The sequence below is a fragment of the Tengunoibacter tsumagoiensis genome, from assembly GCF_003967535.1.
GTDB classification, from domain to species: Bacteria; Chloroflexota; Ktedonobacteria; order Ktedonobacterales; family Ktedonobacteraceae; genus Tengunoibacter; species Tengunoibacter tsumagoiensis.
In genome coordinates this window covers 4721685-4744753 of record NZ_BIFR01000001.1, presented here as the reverse complement: position 1 = coordinate 4744753, position 23069 = coordinate 4721685, and the positions used below count along the sequence as shown (strand labels likewise).

19 protein-coding genes are annotated in these 23069 nt (G+C 49.4%); 12 read left to right on the top strand and 7 right to left on the bottom strand.

Features of this window, described 5'->3' with window-relative positions:
- Positions 1 to 244 precede the first annotated feature (244 nt).
- Entirely contained in the window at positions 245 to 973 is a 729-nt protein-coding gene (gene lepB / locus EL628_RS18550; RefSeq protein WP_126581400.1) for a signal peptidase I, read from the top strand.
- A 94-nt stretch (positions 974 to 1067) separates the two neighbouring features.
- Positions 1068 to 1844, top strand: a complete 777-nt coding sequence (gene lepB, locus EL628_RS18545; protein WP_126581399.1) for a signal peptidase I — start codon at positions 1068 to 1070, stop codon at positions 1842 to 1844.
- A gap of 41 nt (positions 1845 to 1885) precedes the next feature.
- Here the strand turns inward: lepB (EL628_RS18545) and EL628_RS18540 are convergent, their stop codons facing one another.
- Positions 1886 to 2467, bottom strand: coding sequence for a hypothetical protein (locus tag EL628_RS18540; protein WP_126581398.1), 582 nt, complete (start codon positions 2465 to 2467; stop codon positions 1886 to 1888).
- A gap of 178 nt (positions 2468 to 2645) precedes the next feature.
- Positions 2646 to 3080 (bottom strand): hypothetical protein, encoded by a 435-nt coding sequence (locus EL628_RS18535; protein ID WP_126581397.1) that lies wholly within the window; start codon positions 3078 to 3080, stop codon positions 2646 to 2648.
- A gap of 415 nt (positions 3081 to 3495) precedes the next feature.
- Here EL628_RS18535 and EL628_RS18530 point away from each other — a divergent pair, with 415 nt between their 5' ends.
- The gene (locus tag EL628_RS18530; protein WP_126581396.1) at positions 3496 to 5934 is read left to right on the top strand and encodes an endonuclease MutS2; all 2439 of its coding nucleotides are present in this window, start codon (positions 3496 to 3498) and stop codon (positions 5932 to 5934) included.
- Between the two features lie 89 nt (positions 5935 to 6023).
- Here the strand turns inward: EL628_RS18530 and EL628_RS18525 are convergent, their stop codons facing one another.
- A complete protein-coding gene (locus EL628_RS18525; RefSeq protein ID WP_126581395.1) occupies positions 6024 to 6308 on the bottom strand; it encodes a hypothetical protein in 285 nt (94 codons plus the stop codon).
- A 313-nt stretch (positions 6309 to 6621) separates the two neighbouring features.
- Here EL628_RS18525 and EL628_RS18520 point away from each other — a divergent pair, with 313 nt between their 5' ends.
- Positions 6622 to 7566: a sigma-70 family RNA polymerase sigma factor gene (locus EL628_RS18520; RefSeq protein WP_161975596.1), complete on the top strand. Its 945-nt coding sequence runs from the start codon at positions 6622 to 6624 to the stop codon at positions 7564 to 7566.
- 633 nt (positions 7567 to 8199) lie between these two features.
- Positions 8200 to 8406 (top strand): carbon storage regulator, encoded by a 207-nt coding sequence (locus tag EL628_RS18515; RefSeq protein ID WP_126581393.1) that lies wholly within the window; start codon positions 8200 to 8202, stop codon positions 8404 to 8406.
- Between the two features lie 108 nt (positions 8407 to 8514).
- Here EL628_RS18515 and EL628_RS18510 read toward each other — a convergent pair whose 3' ends face one another.
- Positions 8515 to 9663, bottom strand: coding sequence for an inositol-3-phosphate synthase (locus EL628_RS18510; RefSeq protein WP_126581392.1), 1149 nt, complete (start codon positions 9661 to 9663; stop codon positions 8515 to 8517).
- 757 nt (positions 9664 to 10420) lie between these two features.
- Here EL628_RS18510 and cysC point away from each other — a divergent pair.
- Complete coding sequence (cysC, locus tag EL628_RS30380) at positions 10421 to 11020, top strand: adenylyl-sulfate kinase (RefSeq protein ID WP_126581391.1); 600 nt, start codon at positions 10421 to 10423, stop codon at positions 11018 to 11020.
- Positions 11021 to 11050: 30 nt separating this feature from the next.
- Entirely contained in the window at positions 11051 to 12220 is a 1170-nt protein-coding gene (gene sat, locus EL628_RS18500; RefSeq protein ID WP_126581390.1) for a sulfate adenylyltransferase, read from the top strand.
- A gap of 181 nt (positions 12221 to 12401) precedes the next feature.
- On the opposite strand, the gene EL628_RS18495 is transcribed toward sat, so the two are convergent.
- The 3 genes from EL628_RS18495 to EL628_RS31020 form a co-directional block, all read right to left on the bottom strand.
- Positions 12402 to 13256, bottom strand: coding sequence for a GspE/PulE/PilB domain-containing protein (locus tag EL628_RS18495; RefSeq protein WP_126581389.1), 855 nt, complete (start codon positions 13254 to 13256; stop codon positions 12402 to 12404).
- 223 nt (positions 13257 to 13479) lie between these two features.
- Positions 13480 to 14181, bottom strand: coding sequence for a hypothetical protein (locus EL628_RS18490; RefSeq protein WP_126581388.1), 702 nt, complete (start codon positions 14179 to 14181; stop codon positions 13480 to 13482).
- A 136-nt stretch (positions 14182 to 14317) separates the two neighbouring features.
- Positions 14318 to 15176, bottom strand: a protein-coding gene (locus tag EL628_RS31020; RefSeq protein ID WP_371859653.1) for an IS5 family transposase whose coding sequence is annotated in 2 segments (ribosomal slippage) — positions 14318 to 14788 and positions 14790 to 15176 — 858 coding nt in all. Because the reading frame shifts where the segments join, the coding sequence is not laid out codon by codon here.
- Between the two features lie 331 nt (positions 15177 to 15507).
- Between EL628_RS31020 and secA the strand changes: the two genes are divergently transcribed.
- From secA to EL628_RS18460, 5 genes are all read left to right on the top strand, one after another.
- The gene (gene secA / locus EL628_RS18480; RefSeq protein ID WP_126581387.1) at positions 15508 to 18981 is read left to right on the top strand and encodes a preprotein translocase subunit SecA; all 3474 of its coding nucleotides are present in this window, start codon (positions 15508 to 15510) and stop codon (positions 18979 to 18981) included.
- 253 nt (positions 18982 to 19234) lie between these two features.
- Entirely contained in the window at positions 19235 to 20317 is a 1083-nt protein-coding gene (locus EL628_RS18475) for an alpha/beta hydrolase (protein ID WP_126581386.1), read from the top strand.
- A 33-nt stretch (positions 20318 to 20350) separates the two neighbouring features.
- Positions 20351 to 21031 carry a hypothetical protein gene (locus tag EL628_RS18470; protein WP_126581385.1) on the top strand — a complete coding sequence of 227 codons (681 nt, stop codon included), beginning with the start codon at positions 20351 to 20353 and terminating at the stop codon, positions 21029 to 21031.
- On the top strand, positions 21028 to 21990 hold the full coding sequence (locus tag EL628_RS18465; RefSeq protein ID WP_126581384.1) for a hypothetical protein: 963 nt from the start codon (positions 21028 to 21030) through the stop codon (positions 21988 to 21990). The genes EL628_RS18470 and EL628_RS18465 overlap by 4 nt, the downstream gene beginning before the upstream one ends.
- A 78-nt stretch (positions 21991 to 22068) precedes the next feature.
- Complete coding sequence (locus EL628_RS18460; protein WP_126581383.1) at positions 22069 to 23007, top strand: DMT family transporter; 939 nt, start codon at positions 22069 to 22071, stop codon at positions 23005 to 23007.
- Positions 23008 to 23069: the final 62 nt, after the last annotated feature.

The window sequence follows — 23069 nt, the reverse complement described above, 5'->3', positions numbered from 1 at the left end:
GCGTATAGTAGGTAGGTTCATAGGCGTCAAAGTTTGCAGAAGGCGCTTTAGAACAGGATATCGTCGTTTGCCAGGCTCTGATCGGCATCAGGCCAAATGAGCATTCCATTCGGCAGATGCTTGTTTGTGATGATAGACTACATAGAGAGCCGAATCATGACCTTGCCCTCTAAACTTGCTAGCTCTGGCATACTATGATACATTGGAGGGCAATTAGAAACACTCACAGGTGAATGTTTTGAAAGTGGAACAGAATTTCGAGAAGAGGAACCGTCTCATTCGCGAGATCATTGAAACTGTTGTCTTAACTGCGCTGATGTTTTTTATCATTAACATTGCGGTACAGAATTACACAGTTGACGGTCCAAGTATGGAGAACAGCTTGCATGATGGGGAACGGATTATGGTGGACAAAGTCTCCTATCAATTTCACGCTCCTGCACGTGGTGATGTTGTGGTCTTCATTGCTCCTCCTCATCCTGAAGAGAACTATGTCAAGCGAATCATTGCTATCCCGGGCGATGTCGTAACCATTAAAGGGAATGACGTAACCGTGGATGGAGTAACCTTGCATGAGACGTATGTAACGCCTACGAGACAAGGAAATTCTTTTTATAATCGGCCTGGCTATCCTGTTTATGATCACTTTGTGCTGCCGAAAGATAAGTATCTGGCGTTGGGTGATGATCGCATTAATAGTTCCGATTCGCGAGATTGGGGTCTATTGCCGCGCAGTAATATTATTGGACGTGCGGCTCTCGTGTACTGGCCAATCATCCATGAGGATAATGCGGGTTTTCTTCCGAATGTTTCCTCTGTCTTTGCAAATGTTCATCAAGAGGGAACAAAGACGGCGACTCATGCACCAGATAGCGCGATCTCCTGGCAGAACTCAGGGGCGATGGCACTGCTTATTGGCCCGGGTCTTATTTTGGGGGCAGTTGGTTTTTCTCGAAGGTGGGGTCGGCGCTAAAGCGTCTCTCCTACCTCCGAGGAGAAGTAGGGGGATAAGGAGAAGAGTGGATGAGCCCTCATCCTTCATTCCCCCGGGGCGAGAGGATCCATAGATGGCAAGAGGGATATCGGTGGATTTAGAACTAAATTTTGAGAAGCGTTATCGATTGATACGTGAGATTATCGAGACTCTGGTACTTACAGTCCTTATGTTTCTCATCATCCAGATGGCAATCCAAAACTTCAATATCGATGGTATGAGCATGGAGCCAACCCTCCATAATGGAGAGCTTATGATTGTCGATAAGTGGTCCTATGCGTTCCATGCACCGGCACGTGGCGATATTATTGTTTTTGTTGCTCCTCCCAATCCCTCTCAAGATTATGTGAAACGAGTTATTGGGCTTCCCGGCGATGTTATTTCGATTCAAAATACAACGATTTCGATCAATGGGAAGGTTCTTCGCGAGCCATACATTGCTCCTGAGAATCAAGGGAACCCTTACTCCTCTTTTGTCGACCGTGTGATCCCCGCGAATACTTTTTTTGTGCTGGGCGATAATCGGAATGGGAGCTCAGATTCACGAGCGTGGGGCTGTGTACCAAGGGGAAACATCATCGGGCGTGGGGCGCTGATTTACTGGCCCTTTGGACAGAATAATCTTGGTCTATTGCCCAGCGCTACATCAACCTTTGAGAACCTTCCAGCCCCTCCAACTCATCTCCCAGCCGATGCCAGTACATGTCCTGTTCAGAATGGTGTGCCTGCCAGTGCACCTGTGGCCCTCCAATCACAGAGTCAGGGTGGGATACAGACAGGATTACTGTTGATTGCACCGAGCATATCTGTGGCCAGTCGTCGCCGTCCAACAGCGAAAGCAAAGGTATGAACGAGACCCCTACCAGGGGTCTCCTCCCTCGAAAGAACGCATTATCCCAGCGTAATATCGACCTCATGATCTTTTAATTGGACGCCAGTGGTTGGATGTTGTAAGCGTTGCTGAGCATCAGCCAGGTGGCGATTGAGCAGAGCTGTGATCTCATCAGAGGACATCACCAGACCAATAATGCCATCAACAGTCACATTTTTGACTTTGAGCTGGCCATTGTCCGCATAAGGGAGTGCCGAGATAGCGCAACTATAGCCGTAGAGCTGGAACTCCAGGCGCATGCCCGAACTTGTAATATGAGTGACCGGATGTTTGACAGGATTAGAGGGTGCGAGATTAACTGAGATCAAATTAGTAATAATCGTCTCATCCACAGGAAGCGTGAGTCCGCCGCTGGGAATCTGATCGCCTGCATGGCTAGGGACCTGATTGACCGCACTGGTCATGGCTTTATCTAACTGGTCAGAAGCGATAGTGTGGAGTGTGGGCCGGATCGCAACGAACCAGGCAGCTATCAGAAGCACGATGAGCACAAGAAGCGTTATAAAACATCCTGGGATACAGCCAGAACGCTTACGACGACCAGTCGATGGAGCATTGGCAGAGACGGGCTGAGTAGTCATAATTCATCCTTTTTATTATTAGTGATAAGAGTATATCAATCAAAACGTCTATAATCTATAGACCGAAGAGCCCAAAAAGGTCCTCGTACGATTCATTGAATATTCAATACACCTATGGAGCAAATGTCGTGCACAAAACTGAACTTACATACGCGTATTGAAAGATCCTGGTCTGGAGCTACCACTCGCGACGTAGAATCTCATCCATTGAAGTAATAATCTGAGAGCGAAGTGCAGAATCATTGTTGAGCGTTCGCGCAACCTCTGCAATCAACGCTTGTTCGTGTTCTTTTGAAAGCTGATAGCCATATTGTTGGTGGACTGCAGCAGCAGCAGCACGTTGAACCTTTTCATCATCGCTCATTGCCGGAAGTGGCTGGCGGTCAGTATTCCGTTCACTTGTTGTATTAGGAGGGCTTGCGCTTTTCAGAGGCATCACGCCATCTGCAGCGAAAGGAATCTCCGTTCCAATCAAGTGAGCTGAATATGTGGTCGCGCGTTCGATATGTACCACGACTGTCTGGAATTCAGCATGCAGAGCCACGATAGGTCCTTCCAGATAAATGACCTCCGGAGTGCCCCAATAGACGCGTTCTCCAACATGTAAAACCATAGTTGAAAGCTCCAATCTCGTCCGTAACTGGCTCCAGATATCTCTTTACTACTATATACGTGAACGGTAAGTAAGTAGTTCTAGGGAGGAGACCTTTTTGTAGCAGGTGATTGCCCCATAAGCAGATTTTTTATGGTATACTAAGATACGATCAATGTTCCAAAATTGTTTGTCCTCCAACACCCACGACGACTGTGACAGTTCAAGAGAAGCAGGAGCCAGGTTGTTTCTCATCCTCTTTATTATCAGAAAGATTCATTTATGAGTGCAATTTAAGAATCCAGGCCGACCAGAGTGTTGAGCGTTGGAGCTGTCGAGATAGCGATAGTCCGTGTGGATTGTATGAATAGAAGAACGTTTGCTGCGCTCCGTTTGTGGGTGCAGGCCCAGAAAAAAGGACTCATAAAAAAAGCATATGCACGAGAAAAGTATTCAAACATTAGAGTATCCCAAAATCCTGGCTAAGGTGGCGCATGAAGCAGCGTTTTCGGCAAGTAAAGAGCTGGTGATGGGCCTTGAGCCAACTGCTGATCTGCAAGAGGCCCGTCGCCGCCAGGCATATACAACAGAGGCTTCGCGCTTGATAGATCTTAATGCAGATGTCAGCGTGCGTGGTGCCCATGATATTCGAGCTCATCTGGTGCGAGCGGCGCGAGAAGGAATTTTGTTGCCCGCCGACCTTGTAGAGATATTATTTACAGTTCGGAGTGCGCATTTTGTCTCGCGAACTCTGGAGAAACTGGACCCTGAGAGCTTTCCGCTGCTGAGAGCATTGGGAGCAGATATCCCTGTGCGACCTCAGATTGCCCGTCGTATTGAAGAGACCGTGAGCGAAGATGGCGAAGTATTGGATACTGCGAGCCCTGGCTTGCGCAAGATCCGCTTTGAGTTGCGTGGAGCCAATCAGCGTCTGCAAGATCGGTTGCGAACACTGGTGAACGAGTTTGGGCCATCGCTCCAGGAAGCTCTGGTCACAACGCGCAATGATCGCTATGTCATTCCTGTTAAAGCTGAGCAGCGTAGCCATGTACGTGGCATTGTTCATGATCAGTCATCCAGTGGTGCCACAGTGTTTGTTGAACCAATGGTGATTGTTGAAATGAACAACCGGCTTCGTGAATTGCAAGCTGAAGAGAGGCAGGAGATCGAACGGATCTTGCGGCAGCTCTCATCTGAGATTGGACGTGAGGCCGAGACACTGAAGGTTGCGTTAGAGCTTCTGGCAGAGTTTGATCTTCACCTGGCCAAAGCTCGTTATGGGCGGATGACACGCTCTAGCGAGCCCCGGCTCAATACCGATGGTATTATTCAGTTGCGTAATGCGCGCCATCCACTGCTGACAGGCAAGGTTGTTCCCACTAATTTCCATCTGGGGCGCGACTTCTTTATGGTCGTGATTACTGGACCAAATACTGGTGGTAAGACTGTCGCCCTAAAGACCGTTGGCCTGCTTTCATTGATGGCACAGGCAGGATTGCATATTCCAGCCGATGATGACTCAGAGATCACGATTTTTCAAGATATCTTTGCTGATATCGGTGACGAACAGAGTATTGAACAGAACCTGAGCACATTCTCCTCACATCTCAGCCGTATCATTGAGATTTTGCGGACCGTAGAAGAGTATCGTAAGCGTAGTACGCCAGATATTCGTGGTAAGATGGCGGACGAACTGGTCAAACGTGAGGCCCGTCCTCAACCAACGCTGGTCCTCTTTGACGAGCTTGGCGCAGGAACTGATCCCAGTGAGGGCTCGGCTTTAGCGCGCGCCATTCTCACCTTTTTGTTGGATCGGCATATTACAACGGTCGCAACGACGCACTATTCAGAGCTGAAAGCGTTTGCCCATGAGCAGAAAGGGGTCGTCAACGCCTCGGTTGAGTTTGATATTGAGACGCTCTCTCCAACCTATAAACTGAGCATTGGTCTGCCCGGGCGTAGTAATGCCCTGGCGATTGCTCAACGTCTTGGTTTAGATAATCGCATTATTCGGGGCGCTCGCCGATTTTTGGGGAACGCGGGTGTGCGAATGGAGAATCTGCTTGAGGGCTTGCAGTCTGAGCGCAAGGCCGCAGAGGATGAGCGCTTTAATCTCAACATGGAGCGTGTCGAGGCTGAGTACCAGCGAAAGCAACTGGAATCTGAGCGCCATCAGTTGGAGCTGGACCGCATTCGTATCCTGAATGAAGCGCGCGCTCAGGCCAGCCGTGAGCTTGATGAAGTTCTGCGTGAGATTGGCAAAGTTCGTGCGACCGCGAAGCGTGGGAATATCACGCAGGACCACCTGGGTGAGGCGAGACAGCGTGCTCGTGCGTTGGAGCAGAAGGTGACCTCTATTCCAGAGCCTATGCAGCGCCAGAATGTAGCCAGGGATGAGCGCCTGGATGGGCCATTGCAGATAGGTGATACCGTCCGAGTGCTCAGTTTTGGACAGAATGCCGAGCTATTGGGATTATCGGCTGACCGTAGCGAGGCAGAAGTCCAGATGGGCGCGCTCCGTTTTCGCGTCAATGTCGATACCCTTGAACGCATCAGCAAGCGTAAGGCAGCCTCTGAAGAGCGAGCTCGCCCAAATATCATCATGCAGAATATTGAGGAGCGTCCTCCCGTCGATCTGCAATTAGATATGCGGGGATGGCGTGTCGAAGATGCTTTAGCAGAACTGGATACCTATCTGAACGATGCAGTCCTTGCAGGTCTCTCATCGGTTCGTCTGCTTCATGGCAAAGGGACCGGAGCTCTTCGTCAGGCCGTTCGCGAGCAATTGACGCATCATCCGTTGGTCAAATCATTTGCTTTTGCGCCACCAAAAGAAGGTGGAGATGGCGTGACCATCGTCAAATTTAGTGCATAGTCCCTGAGAGAAATCCAGTGACCGTACCCAGTATTGTGGCGATACATCGCAAAAACTTGCGATGTATCGCCACAATACTGAAACATCATCTATTCCCAATCGCTCATCTGCCCCTGCTCGCGTAGCCATTTCACAAATTGCATGCGATAATTATCCTCCATCCGTTGGCGCATCTCTCGATTATCGTAGAGATGTTCCTTCATCGTCAGGAGTGTAGCTGCCTCATCCCATTGAAATCCCTGATGAATAAGATAGTCAAGCGACATCTGTTCTTCATAGTTATCGGGGCGATAATGTTTGGCATCAGCTTTTTTAACAGACTTATCTGAATGATCAGAAGAGCCTCCAGCAGAGGAGGATGGCATATTTTTCATGATCTCGGTGACTCCTGGACGAATAACTGACAACGTTTTACCCGTGGCCTTATTGATCGAGCATTGAACAAGAGCGTCTACGTGGCTGCTCCATCCTCGTTTAGCGGTCTATCCTTACTCAATAACCTCATATATTCTTTTTATCGACCTCTACTATTTAAACTATATCCGCATTCTCCTACGGGACCTCTTGCAATCTTAAGATAGGACCTGTGTCAATGTTAACTTGCTTGCTTCCATACTACACTTTTCCTCAGCAGTGGCGGGGTTGAGAATGGTGAGCCGAGAGACAAAGATGAAAAAGGGGTACCGTATGGGGACAGATTCTGTCACAGAAGTGCAAGACCTCTGGATGTTATTCGTTGCCAGGAGAGATCAAAAGCTCCGTAATGAGCTTATTACGTTATACGCTCCGCTGGTCCGTTTTGTGGTGGGGCGGCTAGGGATTCCACCAACTGGTGTACTGGAGGCCGAAGATCTCATCAGTTATGGAATGATTGGCCTGATCAATGCGGTTGATCGTTTTGACCCTACGCGTGGAGTTCGTTTTGAGGCATTTGCCACAGTACGTATTCGAGGTGCCGTTATTGACCAGTTACGTTCTTTGAACTGGCTGCCGCGTTCGGCTATTTCTCGTGTAAGGCAGATCGAGGGGGCGTTGGCGGTGTTGGAGCAGAAATTGGGGCGTCCGGCAAAAGAAGAGGAGGTAGCGGTTGAGCTAGGCGTCACAGTGGAGCGTTATCGTCAGATGTTAATGGAAATGAATGCTTCTGTCCTCTCATTAGATGCGCCACTCAACTCCTTTTTACAGGATGACGAAGTCACGTCACTGGCCGAGCTTTTAGAGGACCACACAGCCCCAGGTCCTGTTGAGCAGACAGAACATCAAGAGTTGACCGACACGCTCAGCGCGGCGATTGAGCATCTGCCAGAGCGTGAGAAGCTTTTACTGGCTTTATACTATCAGGAAGAGTTGACAATGAAAGAGATTAGCAAAGTATTGAGTGTCTCTGAATCGCGCGTTTGTCAACTTCATATGCAGGCCATTATGCGTTTGCGAGCAGCATTATATGCATATCGCAGCGATGAAGGAGCACAAGGCAGTGAGAAAGTCGCCCAGGAAAGCCAGGAGTACTATAGCCAAAAAGTCACCGTTGAGAGAAGAGCACGCACCTATCCTACTAATCCGTCGTCAAATACAGGTAAAACGAATTCTACCCCCGATGGTCCCGCCCGTCATAAAAGAAAAATCTCTTGAAGTCGCAAAAGCCTCGTACTATGTTTCCTATTGACGCCCTTTGGAATGCCGATACTATGGTGTATGATGATAGAGGAGAGCAGGATAGCGATGGAGCGTATTAACCTCGTACTGGTGATATCACCTTAGGAAGAGTTGCCATGAAAGGACGTTCTGGAACCACGCATCTGTATCTTGTCAGTGCAAGGTTACCTGAAGAGGCCCGTAGGCGAGCTTGTAACCCGCTGGAAGCCGCTTGTAGGCTGGTACAGGCTTCTCGCTGCCGACCCCTACCCGCGGGGTGTAGAAGAGGTGCTCCTCAACAAGAGTCTTTCAAATATTCGGATCGTTTGACGCAAGTACAGAAAAACGTCAGGGCTGGATTGTACAGCATTGATTGTATTGCTTTGGCAAGGTGTATACTGATAAATGAGACGCATTTTTTGTAAGACCAACAGGAGTGAGATCACAATCACTCTTTGCTTGCTCTACCCAGTGTGTTGACACCTGGCGTCATCTGGAGGTGGGATCCGATCAATGTTCCTGTACAGAATCTTGTCATGCGGTCACGCTGAAAGAGGCGCCCTTGCTAGTGATTGTCCCAGCGCAGGGACGCTGATGCTTAGGATATGCTTCTCATGAAGGGAGCTTTACATGCTTGTGTTGCGAAGGAAAGTTGGAGAAAGTATAGTGCTTGCTGGGGTTATTAACATTTCAGTGTTGGCTGTGGAGGGCGAGCGCGTGAAAATCGGCATTAGCGCTCCGCCGGATGTGACGATTGTGCGTGAGGAACTGTTGCGCGCGAATGTGACAGATGCGGCCCCACCAAATTCAGGCGTGACTCCAGCACAGCCACATTAATTTCAACTGGCTGTTCGTCAGGGAGGAGACTGGTCCGTCAGGACTGGTCTCCTCCCTGAACTTTTCGTTATTTGCTTGTGCTAGCCTGTGAAGGGATAGATCGAAGCTTTACAGTTCTGAGGCAGTCTCGATACGATGGCCATTGGCCTGGGCATTCTCAACGGGATGCTGGTCGCTGGTGGACTGTGTGATGAAGTCTTCTGTCAGCTGGCGAGCAACATCGTCATGATACTGGATAGGAGGAGATTTCATCAGGTAAGAGCTTGGGCCTTCGAGTGTGCCACTAATACCGTGATCCAGAGCTAATTTGACCAGACGCACCGCATCGATAACCACACCGGCTGAGTTGGGAGAATCCCAGACCTCAAGCTTTAGCTCAGCATTCAATGGAACATCCCCAAAGGTACGGCCCTCCAGGCGAATATAGGCCCATTTGCGGTCCTCAAGCCAGGCCACATAGTCTGATGGACCGATATGCACGTTATTCTCGCCAATATCGTAGTCCAACTGACTGGTGACGGCGTTGGTCTTGCTGATCTTCTTGGATTCCAGGCGATCGCGCTCCAGCATATTGTAGAAGTCGGTATTGCCACCAACGTTTAACTGCATCGTGCGCTCGACGCGAACGCCACGCTCACGGAAGAGGCGGGTAAGAATGCGGTGGACAATTGTCGCTCCAACCTGGCTTTTAATATCATCGCCGATCATCGGGAGATTCTGTTCTTTGAAGCGCTCCTGCCAGTACTGCTCGCGAGCAATAAAGACGGGGATGCAGTTGACAAAACCCACTCCTGCCTGCAAGATCTGCTCAACATACCACTTGGTTGCTGTCTCGGAACCGACAGGAAGATAGTTGATGACGACATCGGTCCTGGTCTCTTTCAGAATCTTCACAATATCGGCAGTCTGGCCGGGGGCTTTAGTAATAATTTTAGAGAGATATTTTCCCAGCCCATCGTGAGTCATACCGCGATAAACCGGCACTCCCAGGTGGGGAACGTCGGCAAAGCGATATGTATTATTGGGAGTGGTATAAATGGCCTCTCCAAGATCTTTGCCAACTTTATTTGTATCTATATCAAATGCGGCGGTAAATTCAATATCGCGAATATGGTAGCCGCCCAGGTTCACATGCATCAGACCTGGTATAAAGTCATCCTCGTTGGCGTCTTTGTAGTATTGGACGCCCTGTACGAGCGCACTGGCGCAGTTTCCCACTCCAATGATAGCGACACGTACTTTTTTATCCTGTGTCATTCTGCTTATACTCCTCGAAAAAAAGTCTTTTTCCATCTTGCCTGCATTGGTTTAGGCCCTGTGCATAGGCGAGTGATTATCTGAGTACTACTATACCCCCAATTGACTCTATCGCGCCATGGTTTCCCTTACAATTTGTAAGGATTCAACGCTATTCTCAGGAGATACATAAAGATCTCAAAATACATACCGCGAATGGAAAAAAGTTCAATCCTTCTGTTAGTCAGAGCATCTTCTCTCAACTGAACGGGTCTACTATCCGAAATGTGTAGGTAATTTGCCTATAGAGATTGGAGGGAGAGTTGCTACTTTACACGGTAAAATTTTCCTTTGCTGATGAAAGATAGTATTTGTTAGCAACTGATGTTACAATATATTGCGGAGAAGACCATTCTTTTTAGGCAATTCCTCTCTCCTACTTTTCTCTGTTTTTTCTGAAATTTTGCTCCTTCCTGAGTGGAGGTGGGCACTGATGAGCAGATCAAAGGAGAGATGTTTCTCCAATGGGATCTGTGACTGCCGTTACTTCCTTTTGTTTTTCATTCTCCTCTGTTCGTAAGAGGTTGTGTACTCTTTATTGAGTAATAGGCGGCAGTATTCTCACCTGAATGAGGATGGCGAGATAGAAGATCCAAAGGTGATCACAAAGAGGTGAAAAGAACGAAACGAGCGGGTTCTGTGCAGAGCCGCATAGAGCAGATGATAGGTTCTACCTTGTGCTAATAGACTTTAGTGATGACGATCAAGGAGTTTCTCTATGGCGGCGAATGTTGGTTTCACTGTCTGGTTTACTGGACTCTCAGGTGCAGGAAAAAGTACGCTCTCTGAGGCGTTACAGCAGCGTCTACGTGAGCGTGGACGGAACCTGGAGATTCTGGATGGCGATGTTGTGCGTACGCATTTAAGTAAGGGTCTGGGTTTTAGTAAAGAAGATCGCGATACCAATATTAAGCGGATCGCCTTTGTGTGTGGTCTGTTGACACGCAATGGAGTTGCCTGTGTGTCAGCGGCGATTGCCCCTTATCGTGAGGCACGCGAGTGGGCGCGGCAGGAGATTGGGAATTTTGTTGAGATCTATGTGAAATGCCCAATTGAGGTTTGCCGCCAGCGCGATGTAAAGGGTCTTTACAAGCTCGTTGATGAAGGAAAGCTGAAAGGGTTTACAGGGGTGGATGATCCCTATGAAGAACCCGAGTCGCCTGAGTTGGTCATTGAAACGAATCAAGAGCCAGTTGAGGTCAGTGTCCAGCGTATTCTTGATAAATTGGAAGAACTGGGCTACCTGGCACCAGAAGAGGCTCAGGTCAATGAGTCCCAGGCCGTAACCGATCGGTTGGCTGCACTGGGCTATCTGTAAGCTTCAGTTAGAAAAGGATGTATCTCAATTATGACGAAGCCATTGATTGCCCCTCACGGTGGTGAGCTTATTCTGAATCAGGCATCAGAAGCAGAACGTGTAGCGTTATTGGAACGTGCTCAGACACTTCCTCAGATTACTGTCGGCTCACGACAACTGGCCGATCTGGAAATGCTTGCAATTGGCGCGTATAGCCCTCTAGGAGGCTTTCTTAAGCGCGATGACTATCTGAGTGTGGTAAATACCATGCATCTCAGTAGTGGGCTTCCCTGGTCCATTCCGATCACGTTACCTATCTCTGAGGAACAGGCAGCCAATATTGTTGAGGGATCGCAGGTAGCCCTGGTTACTGCGGAAGGAACTGTGCAGGCTTTACTGACAGTTGAGGAGAAGTATCACTACGATAAGCAGTTAGAAGCGCAGAAGGTGTATCGGACCGAAGATGAGGCGCATCCTGGGGTGAAGGTTCTCTATCAACAAGGTGATGTGCTCCTGGGTGGACCAGTGCGTGTGCTTAATCTGCCGAATCAGACCTTCGCGAAGTATCGTTACACTCCTACTCAGTCGCGTACACTCTTCACAGAGCGAGGATGGCAGAAGATTGTGGCTTTCCAGACGCGCAATCCTGTCCATCGTGCCCATGAATATATCCAAAAGTGCGCAATGGAGACCGTAGATGGTCTGTATCTTCATCCGCTGGTTGGTGATACGAAGGGTGATGATATCCCGGCGGATGTGCGGATGCGCTGTTATGAGGTGTTATTAGAGAACTATTATCCGCAGCAGCGGGTTATTCTCGGCGTATTGCCAGCGGCGATGCGCTATGCGGGCCCTCGTGAGGCCATCTTCCATGCGTTGATGCGTAAGAATTATGGCTGTTCACACTTTATTGTGGGGCGGGATCATGCAGGTGTTGGCAACTATTATGGGACCTATGATGCCCAATATATCTTTGCCGAATTTGATCCAGCAGCCTTAGGGATCACCCCAATGTTCTTTGATCATACGTTTTTCTGCCGCCAATGTGATTCTATGGCATCGCAGAAGACCTGCCCTCATGGAAGCGATCAACATATCATCCTGAGCGGAACAAAAGTGCGTCAGATGTTGCAAGCTGGTGAGGTACCCCCTCGTGAGTTTTCACGTCCAGAAGTTGCGAAGATTCTCATCGATGCGATGCGTCAGCCTGTCAGCCTCTAGCCTGATGCAACCGTTCTCAGTAGCTCTATAAAACTGGTCTAGTAAACGCAGGACCTGCCTCATTCTGGCGCTAAAACGTCAAATGAGGCAGGTCCTGCGTTTACTATGTCCGCTAAGATAGTTATCATCGCGTGTCTCTGGTTCTCAAGCCATGAGCTTCCTGACGACAACAATGGCCTGATTACCCGGCGTTTTGCAGACATTGTAGGGCTTGATTAATCTCCAGAGGATGAGCGAGAACAGGGAAGATCTGCATCCCTGTGATCTGTGTGAGTCGCATCAGCACGTTTGGATCTGGAGGATTACCCATCGCGACAGTAAGGTGATCGCGTTCGAGACCGAGAGGATAGCAGCAGAGCTCCTGTGCTAATTGAAGAGCAACCAGCCGTTTCACCTTATTGGGCAAGCGACGGGGCAGATTGGCTACATAAGGAATCCCCAATTGGCGTGACTGCTCTTTTAATTGTTCTCTCAGCTCTTCCTGGTGCGGGGCCTGCGCCATCTGTTCCGATAGTGCTTCTGGTACATCAAAACTGATGCGGGCTATGCGAGCTGTAGCAAGGAAGTGTTGAATAGACTTTTGTGGTGCTGGATAGGCGCTATAGCCAATTGCCATCTGGCTGGGGCGGTATATATCGGGCTCGTTTGTATTATGTACACACCAGAGCAGGCTTTCCCATAATCTTCTCTGCACGATCTCGCCACCATGGATAGTTGCGTCCAGCAGGAAGAAGTAGTATGTATACCCTTGCATGCAGACAGAATCCGTTTTGCGTACCAGAGGTCGTAAGTAATCCAGAAAGTACAGAAGACTCCGGGCCTGTATAGGCTCCTGTCCATTGTCTGAATCTGGCGCAAAGTGGAGGGTGATTGCGACCAGCGCGACCTGCGTCGCGCCTGCCTGAAGAAGCCTCTTTACGTGATCGGCAGGGTTTTGATCATTATCTGCCCATCGCAGAAGATCTGCTGTCGTGATAATGTCATTGGCAGAAGATCGCTGGTTATTGTCTATCGTCGTCTTTATGGTAGTCTGCATGTTTCTGCTTCCAATCTATGTGTAGGGCATAACCTTTCTGGACCTGCTGATCATGAGTATAGTTGGAACTTACTATGAAGGGTGCGTAATTATGGTTATGGACCTGTTAAGACCTTGTTATTATGGTTGAGATCACTTTCTTATTTGAAAGTACCCGGAAAGTACCCGCGTTGACCTCATCTGGTATAAAGCTATCAAGCAGAAATAAGATATCTGGGGTAGTTTAAGATGTATAAAATTTCTTTAAAAGTTCCAATGGTTCGAGGAGTAGCTCGCTCTGGATAAGGGCCTGATCGGTCCGTTGTAGTTGGTCCAGCAGGAGCATAAGGGCTGGCTCATGATCATGAGACTGAAGGGTAGAAAAAGTGGGAAGGGTTTCTTGAAAGAGGATCTCCAGGTTTTCTAAAAGCAAGCTGAAGGCTTTATCCATCATTGGGAGAGGGAAGAGCGCATTCTGTTGTGCAAATAGCAAGCTAAAGGATTGTCGTTTGCCTCGCCGCCAGGAGTGGATACGTTCTGCGAGGATGCGTTGTGTATGTTGCCATGCTTCTGGAGAGGATTGAGGTGAAGGAGCGTTCGCGTATGGGTTCGTAGGGAGCTCATCAAGAGCTATAATCAAGCTCAGTGTCACTTCACTTAAGAGGCGACAGAGTGGAGAGAGCTTCTCGATAGCGCGCAGGAGGTCATGGATCTGCAACCAGAGCCGCTTACGAATGAGCTGCTCATGCATTGTGGCGATTGTTGTGGTGTGCAGGCCAGGAAGTATATGTCGAAAGAGGTCATCGGAGATCTCAAAGAGTTGGCGCAGACTGATAATCAGTAGCTGGACATCCGAAGCCCTGGCCTTATCATGGAGATAGGTATGGATATGGTCCAGAAGACAATTGAGCTCATCCAATACAGCAATGGGCTGATCTTTTTCCACCTATCTCTTCGTCCTTTCAGGAGTGAACGCATGATTCTCTTTCTTTATTGTACTGCTTTTGCTAAGCAAACGGGCACTAATCTTTCCTTATTGTACTGCTTTTGCTAAGAGTGTGTCTTAAGATAAACGCAAAGGCCTAGAAAGGAGCCAAACGCGTCAAAAAGAGACGGATCGCAGCGATCTGGATAAGAGCCTCACTGCTCGAAGGGAGACCCTCATAATCGCGCGCCAAGCGACGAAACCGCGTGAGCCAGGCAAAGGTGCGTTCAACAACCCATCGTTTTCGTTGAACCTGAAAACCGCCTTTTGGTTTGGCAATCTTGACCGGTTCCCCATTGACGAGCACCCAATCGCTCTGGGAGTCGTTGTGTTCATGAGGGACAATCTCCGGTTCCCAGCCAAGGTGCTCTTTGATCCAATCAAGAAGCGGCCCAGTGTATCCCCGATCAGCGAACAGATACGAAACTCGTGGGAAGTATTCTTTTTGCCCGGCCAACAGCAGAGGAGCGCTCTTGCGGTCGGTCAAGCCCGCGGTATGCACTTTGACCGCCAGAACGAAGCCTTGCGTGTCAACGAGAAGATGTCGTTTACGACCCCAGATTTTTTTTTCCCGCATCGAACCCACGCTCGATGCCTCGGACGGGACTGGTTTTGATCGATTGGCTGTCGATGATGACCGCACTGGGTTCCTCTTCTCGGCCAATGGCCTGACGGGTTTGTTTGCGTAAGCTGGTCATGGCGGTCTCCCAAACCCCGCTGTGTTTCCACTGACGCAAATAATGGTGCAGCGTCTTGCCGTTGGGCAAATCGTGGGGTGTCAGTCTCCACGAACAGCCTGTTCGCAACACGTAGAGGATGCCGTTGACGATCTCGCGCCTGGGAATGGTCTCTTGGGTCGCATTGGGCGAGACATCTGGGATGAAGGGAGCCAGCAACTCCCATTGGGCATCCGTCAGATCGGTGGCGTACGGCTTTCGCGTGATGCTTCTTTCCATTGGCTGTGATCCTTTCTGATCGCTTGTTTGACTCCTTTCTTTTTTCTATCGGCCACTTACTGGTTTTAGGACACACTCTAAGCAAACGGGCACTAATCTTTCCTTATTGTACAGTACTTTTGCGGTTTTTTGATGGAAAATAGAAAATATGCAACCGGAGAGATGGCTTTGCGTAGCTCTCAATGAGGGTAATGAGCAGAATCGTCGATTGCCAGTATGCTATCAAAAAAGAGCGAGACTTGATGGTATAATGGTGTAGGCATAGCTGTTATTTTTCTTTTTTTGGACCGATATCATCACCCATGCCAATGCAGTAGGAGAACATGCGCATATGCAATTGTTAGGAAAAATTTTAGGTGATCCCAATAAACGAGATTTAAAGGCGATCCAACCCCTGATTGATAAGATAAATACTCTCGAACCAGAAATGAAGGCTTTGAGTGATGAGGCCCTTTCGGCCAAGACGACTGAGTTTCGTTCGCAGCTGGCGCTCTACCTTAAAGGTGGCATGGTCCTGGAAGATGAACTGGTCAAGCTTTTTCGCGAAGCTTTGCAGAAGGTTGAACCTTTAGCGGATAGATGCAGTGATGAGCAACTGCATGCGGCTGTGATGGAGTTTCGTCAGAAGTTGGACCTTCATGATAGTGAGAGTGCGTTGCGTGAGCATCTGCAAGCTACCTTATCGGATTGTTTTGAGCAGGGGTACAAAAATCTCTCGGTGGTATTAAACACCTTGCGCGTCCAGGCGATTATGGATCGTGCTGAAGATGAGCAACAGTGGCCGGATGAGGCCAAAGATCCCAGGAGTCTGACCTTTAAGCAGTTGAAAATGGCTGAGCCAGCGTTGCAAGACCTGGATAGCGATCTAGAAGAGGCTTATGCGCTGGCGTGGCCACGCTTTGAGGAGGCTTTGCGTGCAACGATAGATCGCCCCGATGCGGCTGATCGTCTCACAGAGATCTTCTATATGGACCTCTTTGGACAGTTGCAAGAGGAGATCGTAGCGATAAAAGCCGATGCCATGGATGAGCTGGTCCCTGAGATGGTCAAGCGCTACAAGCAGGGGAAGATGTTGGATGATCTGCTGCCAGAAGCTTTTGCCGTTGTGCGTGAGGCTGGCTGGCGCAAGATTAAGATGCGCCATTATGATGTGCAGTTGATTGGTGGCGTTGTGCTGCATCAGGGCAAGATTGCCGAGATGCGTACAGGTGAGGGGAAGACGCTGGTGGCAACAGCGCCAGTCTACCTGAATGCATTGACTGGCAAAGGCGTCCACGTGGTGACGGTGAATGATTACCTCGCCCACCGTGATGGCGAATGGATGGGGAATATCTATCGCTTCCTGGGACTGACAGTGGGCATCCTGGTCAATTCTGTCAATGCCCAATCAGCCGAACGACGTGAGGCATATCGGGCTGATATTACCTATGGTACCAATAATGAATTCGGTTTTGATTACCTGCGTGACAACATGGTCACGGCGCTGGATCAGATGGTGCAACGTGAGCTCAACTACGCTATTGTAGACGAGGTGGATAACATCTTGATCGACGAAGCTCGTACGCCATTGATCATCTCGGGTCAGGGCCAGGAGTCGACTGAGACATACGCACAATTTGCTCAGTGGTCCAAGTTTCTCAAACCTGAGGACGACTATACAATCGAAGAAAAGACGCGCTCCGTCATGCTGACCGAAGATGGCATCGACAAGATTGAGAAGCTGGCCGGCGTTGAGAATATTTACGACGAGTCCAATCTGGATCTCACGCGCTATATGGAGAATGCCATCAAGGCCCAGGTAATCTTTAAACGTGATAAAGACTACATCGTAAAAGATGGCGAGGTCGTTATCGTTGATGAGTTTACGGGCCGTCAGATGCAGGGTCGTCGCTATAGTGAGGGTCTTCATCAGGCAATTGAAGCCAAAGAAGGAGTGAAGGTTCAGCGCGAGAACCATACTCTGGCGACAATCACATTCCAGAACTACTTCCGTCTGTATAACAAGCTGGCTGGTATGACTGGTACAGCTCTGACAGAGGCCGAAGAGTTCAATAAGATCTACGAGCTGGATGTGATGGTGATTCCCACGAACAAACCGACCCAGCGTAAAGATATGCCAGATCTGATCTATCGGACAGGCGAGGCCAAATTTAAGGCCGTGGCTGAGGAGATCAAAGAGCGGCACGAAAAGGGGCAGCCAGTGCTGGTTGGTACCACTTCGGTTGAGATCTCAGAGCATCTTTCGCATCTGCTGGAAATGCAGGGTATCCCTCACAATGTGTTAAATGCCAAGTATCATGAGCGTGAGGCTCAGATTGTGGCTCAGGCTGGCCGTAGTGGTGCCGTGACGATTGCAACCAACATGGCTGGTCGTGGTACCGATATTCTGTTAGGTGGTAATCCCAAGGATTATTTTGATAGTATTCTGCGCAAACATGCCGAACAGGTTGACTCCATCCGCGAGATGCCAGAGCGTACTTCTGATGAGCGTGAGGAGAAGGAAGAGGCTATTCAGTTTTATCTGGAACAGATGACACAGGCTGAGAAGGATGAACTGCTGGCTACCAAGGTCAAGGAATGCGAGTTAGATCACGATCGTGTGGTTGAACTTGGTGGACTCTATATTATTGGTACAGAGCGTCATGAGTCGCGCCGTATCGATAATCAGCTTCGTGGTCGTGCTGGTCGTCAGGGTGATCCGGGGGCTTCGCGCTTCTTCCTGGCGCTGGACGATGAACTGATGCGCCGTTTTGCTGCCGATCGTGTGGCTGGCATTATGGAGCGTGTTGGTATGGAAGAGGATATGCCTCTGGAAAGCAAGATGGTCTCTCGCTTTATCGAAAGCGCTCAGACGCGTGTTGAGGGCTATAACTTCGATATTCGTAAAAATGTCGTTGAATATGACGATGTGATTGCGAAACAGCGTGAGGTTATCTATGCTGATCGTCACCGTGTTCTTGAACATGGCGATATGCATGATCGTATTCTGACGATGATCCGTAATGAGGTTACAAACCTGGTGAACAATACGATTCCAGGGACGATGGTGAGCGAGGAAGAGGAGCTAGAGACGCTCTTTAAAGCGCTGGAGCCCTGGGTTCATGTTCCAGAAGAGTTTGTGCCTGAAAATATTCACGCTGTCCGTCGCGACAACCTTCGTAGCGATCTGGTGGATCTGGTCCTTGAGCACTATGAGCAGCGCGGCGAAGAGCTACGGAAGCAAGCGGCAACGCAAGGTGTCTTTAACCTGGACCCTCAACGAGAATTTGAGCGTACCTATCTGCTACAGGTTGTGGATCGTCTCTGGATGGATCATATCGATGCTCTGGATGTCATGCGTGCGGGTATTGGTTTCCGTTCTATAGCTCAGCGTGATCCTCTGGTCGAGTTTAAAAACGAAGCCTTCCGGATGTTTGATGAGCTGAAAACTGCGATTCAGCATTACACAGTTGATGCGCTCTTGAAATTACTGCGGAATGAGGTTCAGATTACATTGCAGCGCCCTGAGCCCCAGCGTCGCATGCCTCAGGAGTTGAGCACGAACGCGGATGCAATCGCTGAATCCAGTGGGCAGGCCAAGAGCCAGGAGCCCGTTCAGGACAAGAAAAAGGCAGCCGCAGTTCGCAATGATGTCAATGCAGCAGTGCGCAAAAATGCTACACCTCCACGAGCGAATGGAAATGGTGGAGCGCGTCTTGCAACTGCACCGAATCAATCCTCGCCCGCCAACCTGGCGCGCGTTGGTCGTAATGATCCCTGTCCTTGTGGTAGTGGCAAAAAATTCAAAAAGTGCCATGGAGCCTGACATCCTTTGAAGGTGCTCAGGGCCCATACCCATACTTAACCTTCATATAAGTCGCCGGCCCGGAGCCTCTGCCGTATATGTGGCAATTTCTTCAGCACATATAGAGCAGGGGCTCCGGGCCGGTCCCTTTATAAAGCCACCAACTTGAACGGATGCCGCCTTTAATCGTTAACCTTGCTCCCCGGCCTGACAAGGTGATACGTTATCATCACCAATGCTCTTTATGATTGGTTCATGAAATGGAGCAACGTTAATGGAACATTCTACTGCACGCATTTCATCCGCAGCGCAGGGATTAAATTCGAACCCATCGAATTTGAACCCAAAGAAGGTTGGTGAGCAAACATCCTTTTTCATCTCATCAAGGAAGTTATGGCTGGGTAGTCTGTTTCTAGGACTGAGCGGGATTATGATAATGATCCGTTTTTTTGCTCGTTCGCAGATTCGGAATATACCACAGCCTCTCGAACAACCATCAGAAGACTATGAATCTGCACTACTGCGTTTTGCTCAACTTCAGGCTCAGGACGATGAGGAGATTAATCCAGTCTGCGGCTCGCAACTGCTCACCCATGGTCAGCGTACAAAGCATGTGATTATCTTGATGCATGGTATCACCAACTGTCCACAGCAATTTGTTGAACTGGCTCCTCTTTTTTATGAACGTGGCTATAATGTGCTGATCCCAAGAATGCCTCGCAATGGTCTGAAGGATCGCATGACAGATGAACTCAAGTATCTAACCGCCCAGGAGCTATGCGATGCCAGTAATCTGGCGGTAGATATTGCTCGCGGTCTGGGAGAGGAGATCACCTTTTTAGGTCTGTCCGCAGGCGGAACGCTGGCGGCATGGGTGGCACAGCATCGAGCAGATGTGGCACACGTGATCCTGATTGCTCCGATGTTTGGTCTTCTCTCCTTTGGGCCTCGTGTGACCTTATTCTTGATGTGGCTCTTCCTCAGGCTCCCAAATATTGGTACACAATACATCTCACCTTTTCAAGATGGACCCACACATAGCTATCTGGGCTATTCCAGCCATGCTCTTGCAGAAGTCATGCAGCTGGCGCACTCTGTCTATCGTTCAGCGAAGACGCAGCGTGCTGCGGTTCGTTCTGTGTTAGTAATCACGAATGAGATTGATAAAGCAGTGAATAATGAGATCACTATGCAGTTGATCGAACAGTGGCGCAGACATGGTCTGGAGTCCATCCATCTTTATACGTTCAGTGCCGAGCAACATCTTCTGCACGACATGATTGATCCCCAGCAGGTGGGTCAACAGACCAGTCTGGTCTATCCCATTCTGCTGGAGCTGGCTACTCATCTATCGTAAACGGAGCGAAGAGCTGGAGAAAGCGAGAAGCGTGTGTATACGATTGATACAACCACTCTGGGAAATTTCATCCAGACGCTCTGGTTATTCATACGAGGTGCCTGGCGGCTAGACCCGACCGCTTTTGCAGTACTCGCTCAGACGCATGGATCATTCTGGCTGGTGATCTGGATTCCTTTCCTGGGGGCCATCTCTGTTGGTCTTGGCCAGAGTGTGGCTCTCCTGGTTAATCGTGTCCAGCCCATTCGGTTTGTTGCCAGTCTCTGTCTCTCTGGTGCGCTGTATGTCATCAGCGTGAGCCTCTGGATAGCCACGATCTGGTTGTTTGGGAGCCTCATCTTGCAGCATCCGCTGGCATTTCTGCCCATTCTGCGCGCCGTGTGTCTGGCTTACGCGCCCTATTGCTTTGGCTTTTTGATTCTTCTCCCCTATATGGGGAGCTTGATTGAGCATGTACTGGATATCTGGTGCCTCCTGGCAGTCATATTAGCCATTCATATAACCTTACAACTGGACTTCTGGCTAAGCCTGCTCTGTACTGTGTGTGGGTGGCTGCTATTTGTGGTGCTAAAAGTGACGATTGGTCGACCTGTGCAGTCTGTTACGCGCTGGTTAAGAAGAATAACCGCTGGTGTCCCATTGACCTTGCATGTACGGGATCTGGCGAGCAGCCTGACGGAAGAGATGCAGCCACCTCAGGGAGGTCACAGATGATCTCAAGTTTCCTCGTTCAATTGCTTATTCTGGGCCTCATTCTCTTATTAGTAGCGGCCCTCTGGTCACCATTTGAAGCGTTAGGTTGGTGGGCTGGCTGGTTTGGAAGTCGCCCTCATCAACTGGTAGAGAGGCCGTTGGATGACCCAGACAAAGTCACAATGCAGTATGTTGTCTACCTGTCAGGAATCGGAGCTATTGGCGGTGATTTCTTAGAGAGAGAAGAGCAGGCCTTTCTGGATCGATTGCAAGAGCAGCTTCCACAGATCAAAGTTGTGCGCGATGTGTTCCCCTATGCGATGAATAACAATGGCTTAACGGGACAGCGTTTTTTTACAATGATGTGGAGATGGATTAAGCAATTGAAACTACAGAATCATGCCGTATTAACCAACCTGATCAATATTCGCAATATGTTTCAGGTCGCTGTCTCCGCAGATCGACGCTATGGTCCCATCTACAATTATGGAACTGCCGGAGTGATTGTCGATGGACTATTGCGTAGCGGCTATCGTATGAGTAGTGGTATCCCTGTGACCTTACTGGGGTTTAGTGGAGGAGTGCAGGTCGCGTTAGGCTCAGCCACCTATCTCAAGCCTCTGTTACAGGCTCCTCTCTCCATCATCTCCTTTGGCGGAGTCATGGCTGATGATCCAGGCTTGGAGATGATTGAGCATCTCTATCATTTTCGCGGAAGCAGAGATCCCGTGAACAGACTTGGAGCCATCGCCTATGCTGGCCGCTGGCCCTTGCTGAGCTACTCACCATGGAATAAAGCGCGACGGCAGGGAAAGATCACAGAGATCTCAGCCGGTCCAGTCACCCACAATGACCCTGGTGGTTATTTTTTGCCTGAATCAGAGCAGGAACCCTATGAAGAGACGCCACAAGGAAAGATATTTGCACAGGTTGTGGCTTTGCTGCAAGCTGTCATGAATGAGCAAAAGGCTGCCGGGTAGGTTGCAATTTGACGTAAGAGACTCTACACTGGAAGAACACTATTTGGAATCTCTGCAATCTTCTCAAAGGATTTCTTCATGGCAGAACACAAAGGTCGGCGGCTGTTGCGTTATGACCTCTTAATTATTGTTGTCACAATCATCTGGGGTGGAACCTTTCTCGTTGTTCAGGATACATTAAAGCTCACCGGGCCATTTACCTTCCTCTTTCTGCGTTTTGGCGTAGGCGCTTTGACTCTGGCCTTGCTCTTTCACCGCCGACTGCGCCAGATACAGCGCTCGGAATTGCTGGCGGGCTCATTTATTGGCATCTTTCTCTTTGCCGGTTTTGCTCTTCAAACGGTTGGGCTTCAGTATACGACCGTCAGTAAAGCAGGATTTATCACAGGACTCTATGTTCCCTTTGTCTCATTGCTCTCATTGCTAGTGCTCAAGCAGATTCCGACCATTATGGTCTGGGCAGGCGTGATCCTCTCATTTGTTGGGCTGATCTTCCTCTCGATCAACAGCACCTTTCAATTAACTTTTGGACTGGGTGAGTGGTTAGTGCTGGGCTGTGCGCTGGCTAATGCCCTGCATATTATCAGCATCAGCAAATTTGCGCCCAGAGCCGATGCAATCAACCTCTCAATTGTGCAGATAGCCTTCACCTCCCTCTTGAGCCTGCTCGCCATTCCCTTTGCGCATGAGCCTCTTCACCTGCCTGCTGCGTCAGTCTGGATCTCCGTCGTTTTTATGGGCGTAGTCGCAACCGCCTTCTGTTTATATGTCATGAATAGAGTCCAGCAGTTTATCAGCAGTACGCGAGCAACCCTGATCTATGCGTTGGAGCCAGCCTGGGCGGCCCTGTTTGGCTATGTCTTTGCCAGAGATCTTTTAAGTCCACTCGCCTGGCTGGGCTGTCTGTGCATCTTTCTGGGCATGATTATTGGGCAATTGCCACCTCCAGCCTTTCTGCGTAAACGCTCCTCAGTAAACGAACCAGTAGAGACAGTAGAGCTCTCTTCAGGCCGCTAAGCTTGAGGCCCCACCTTTTGAGGAGGCGCTCCCTCACTCAAAAGGTGGAGAACGAAATCGCT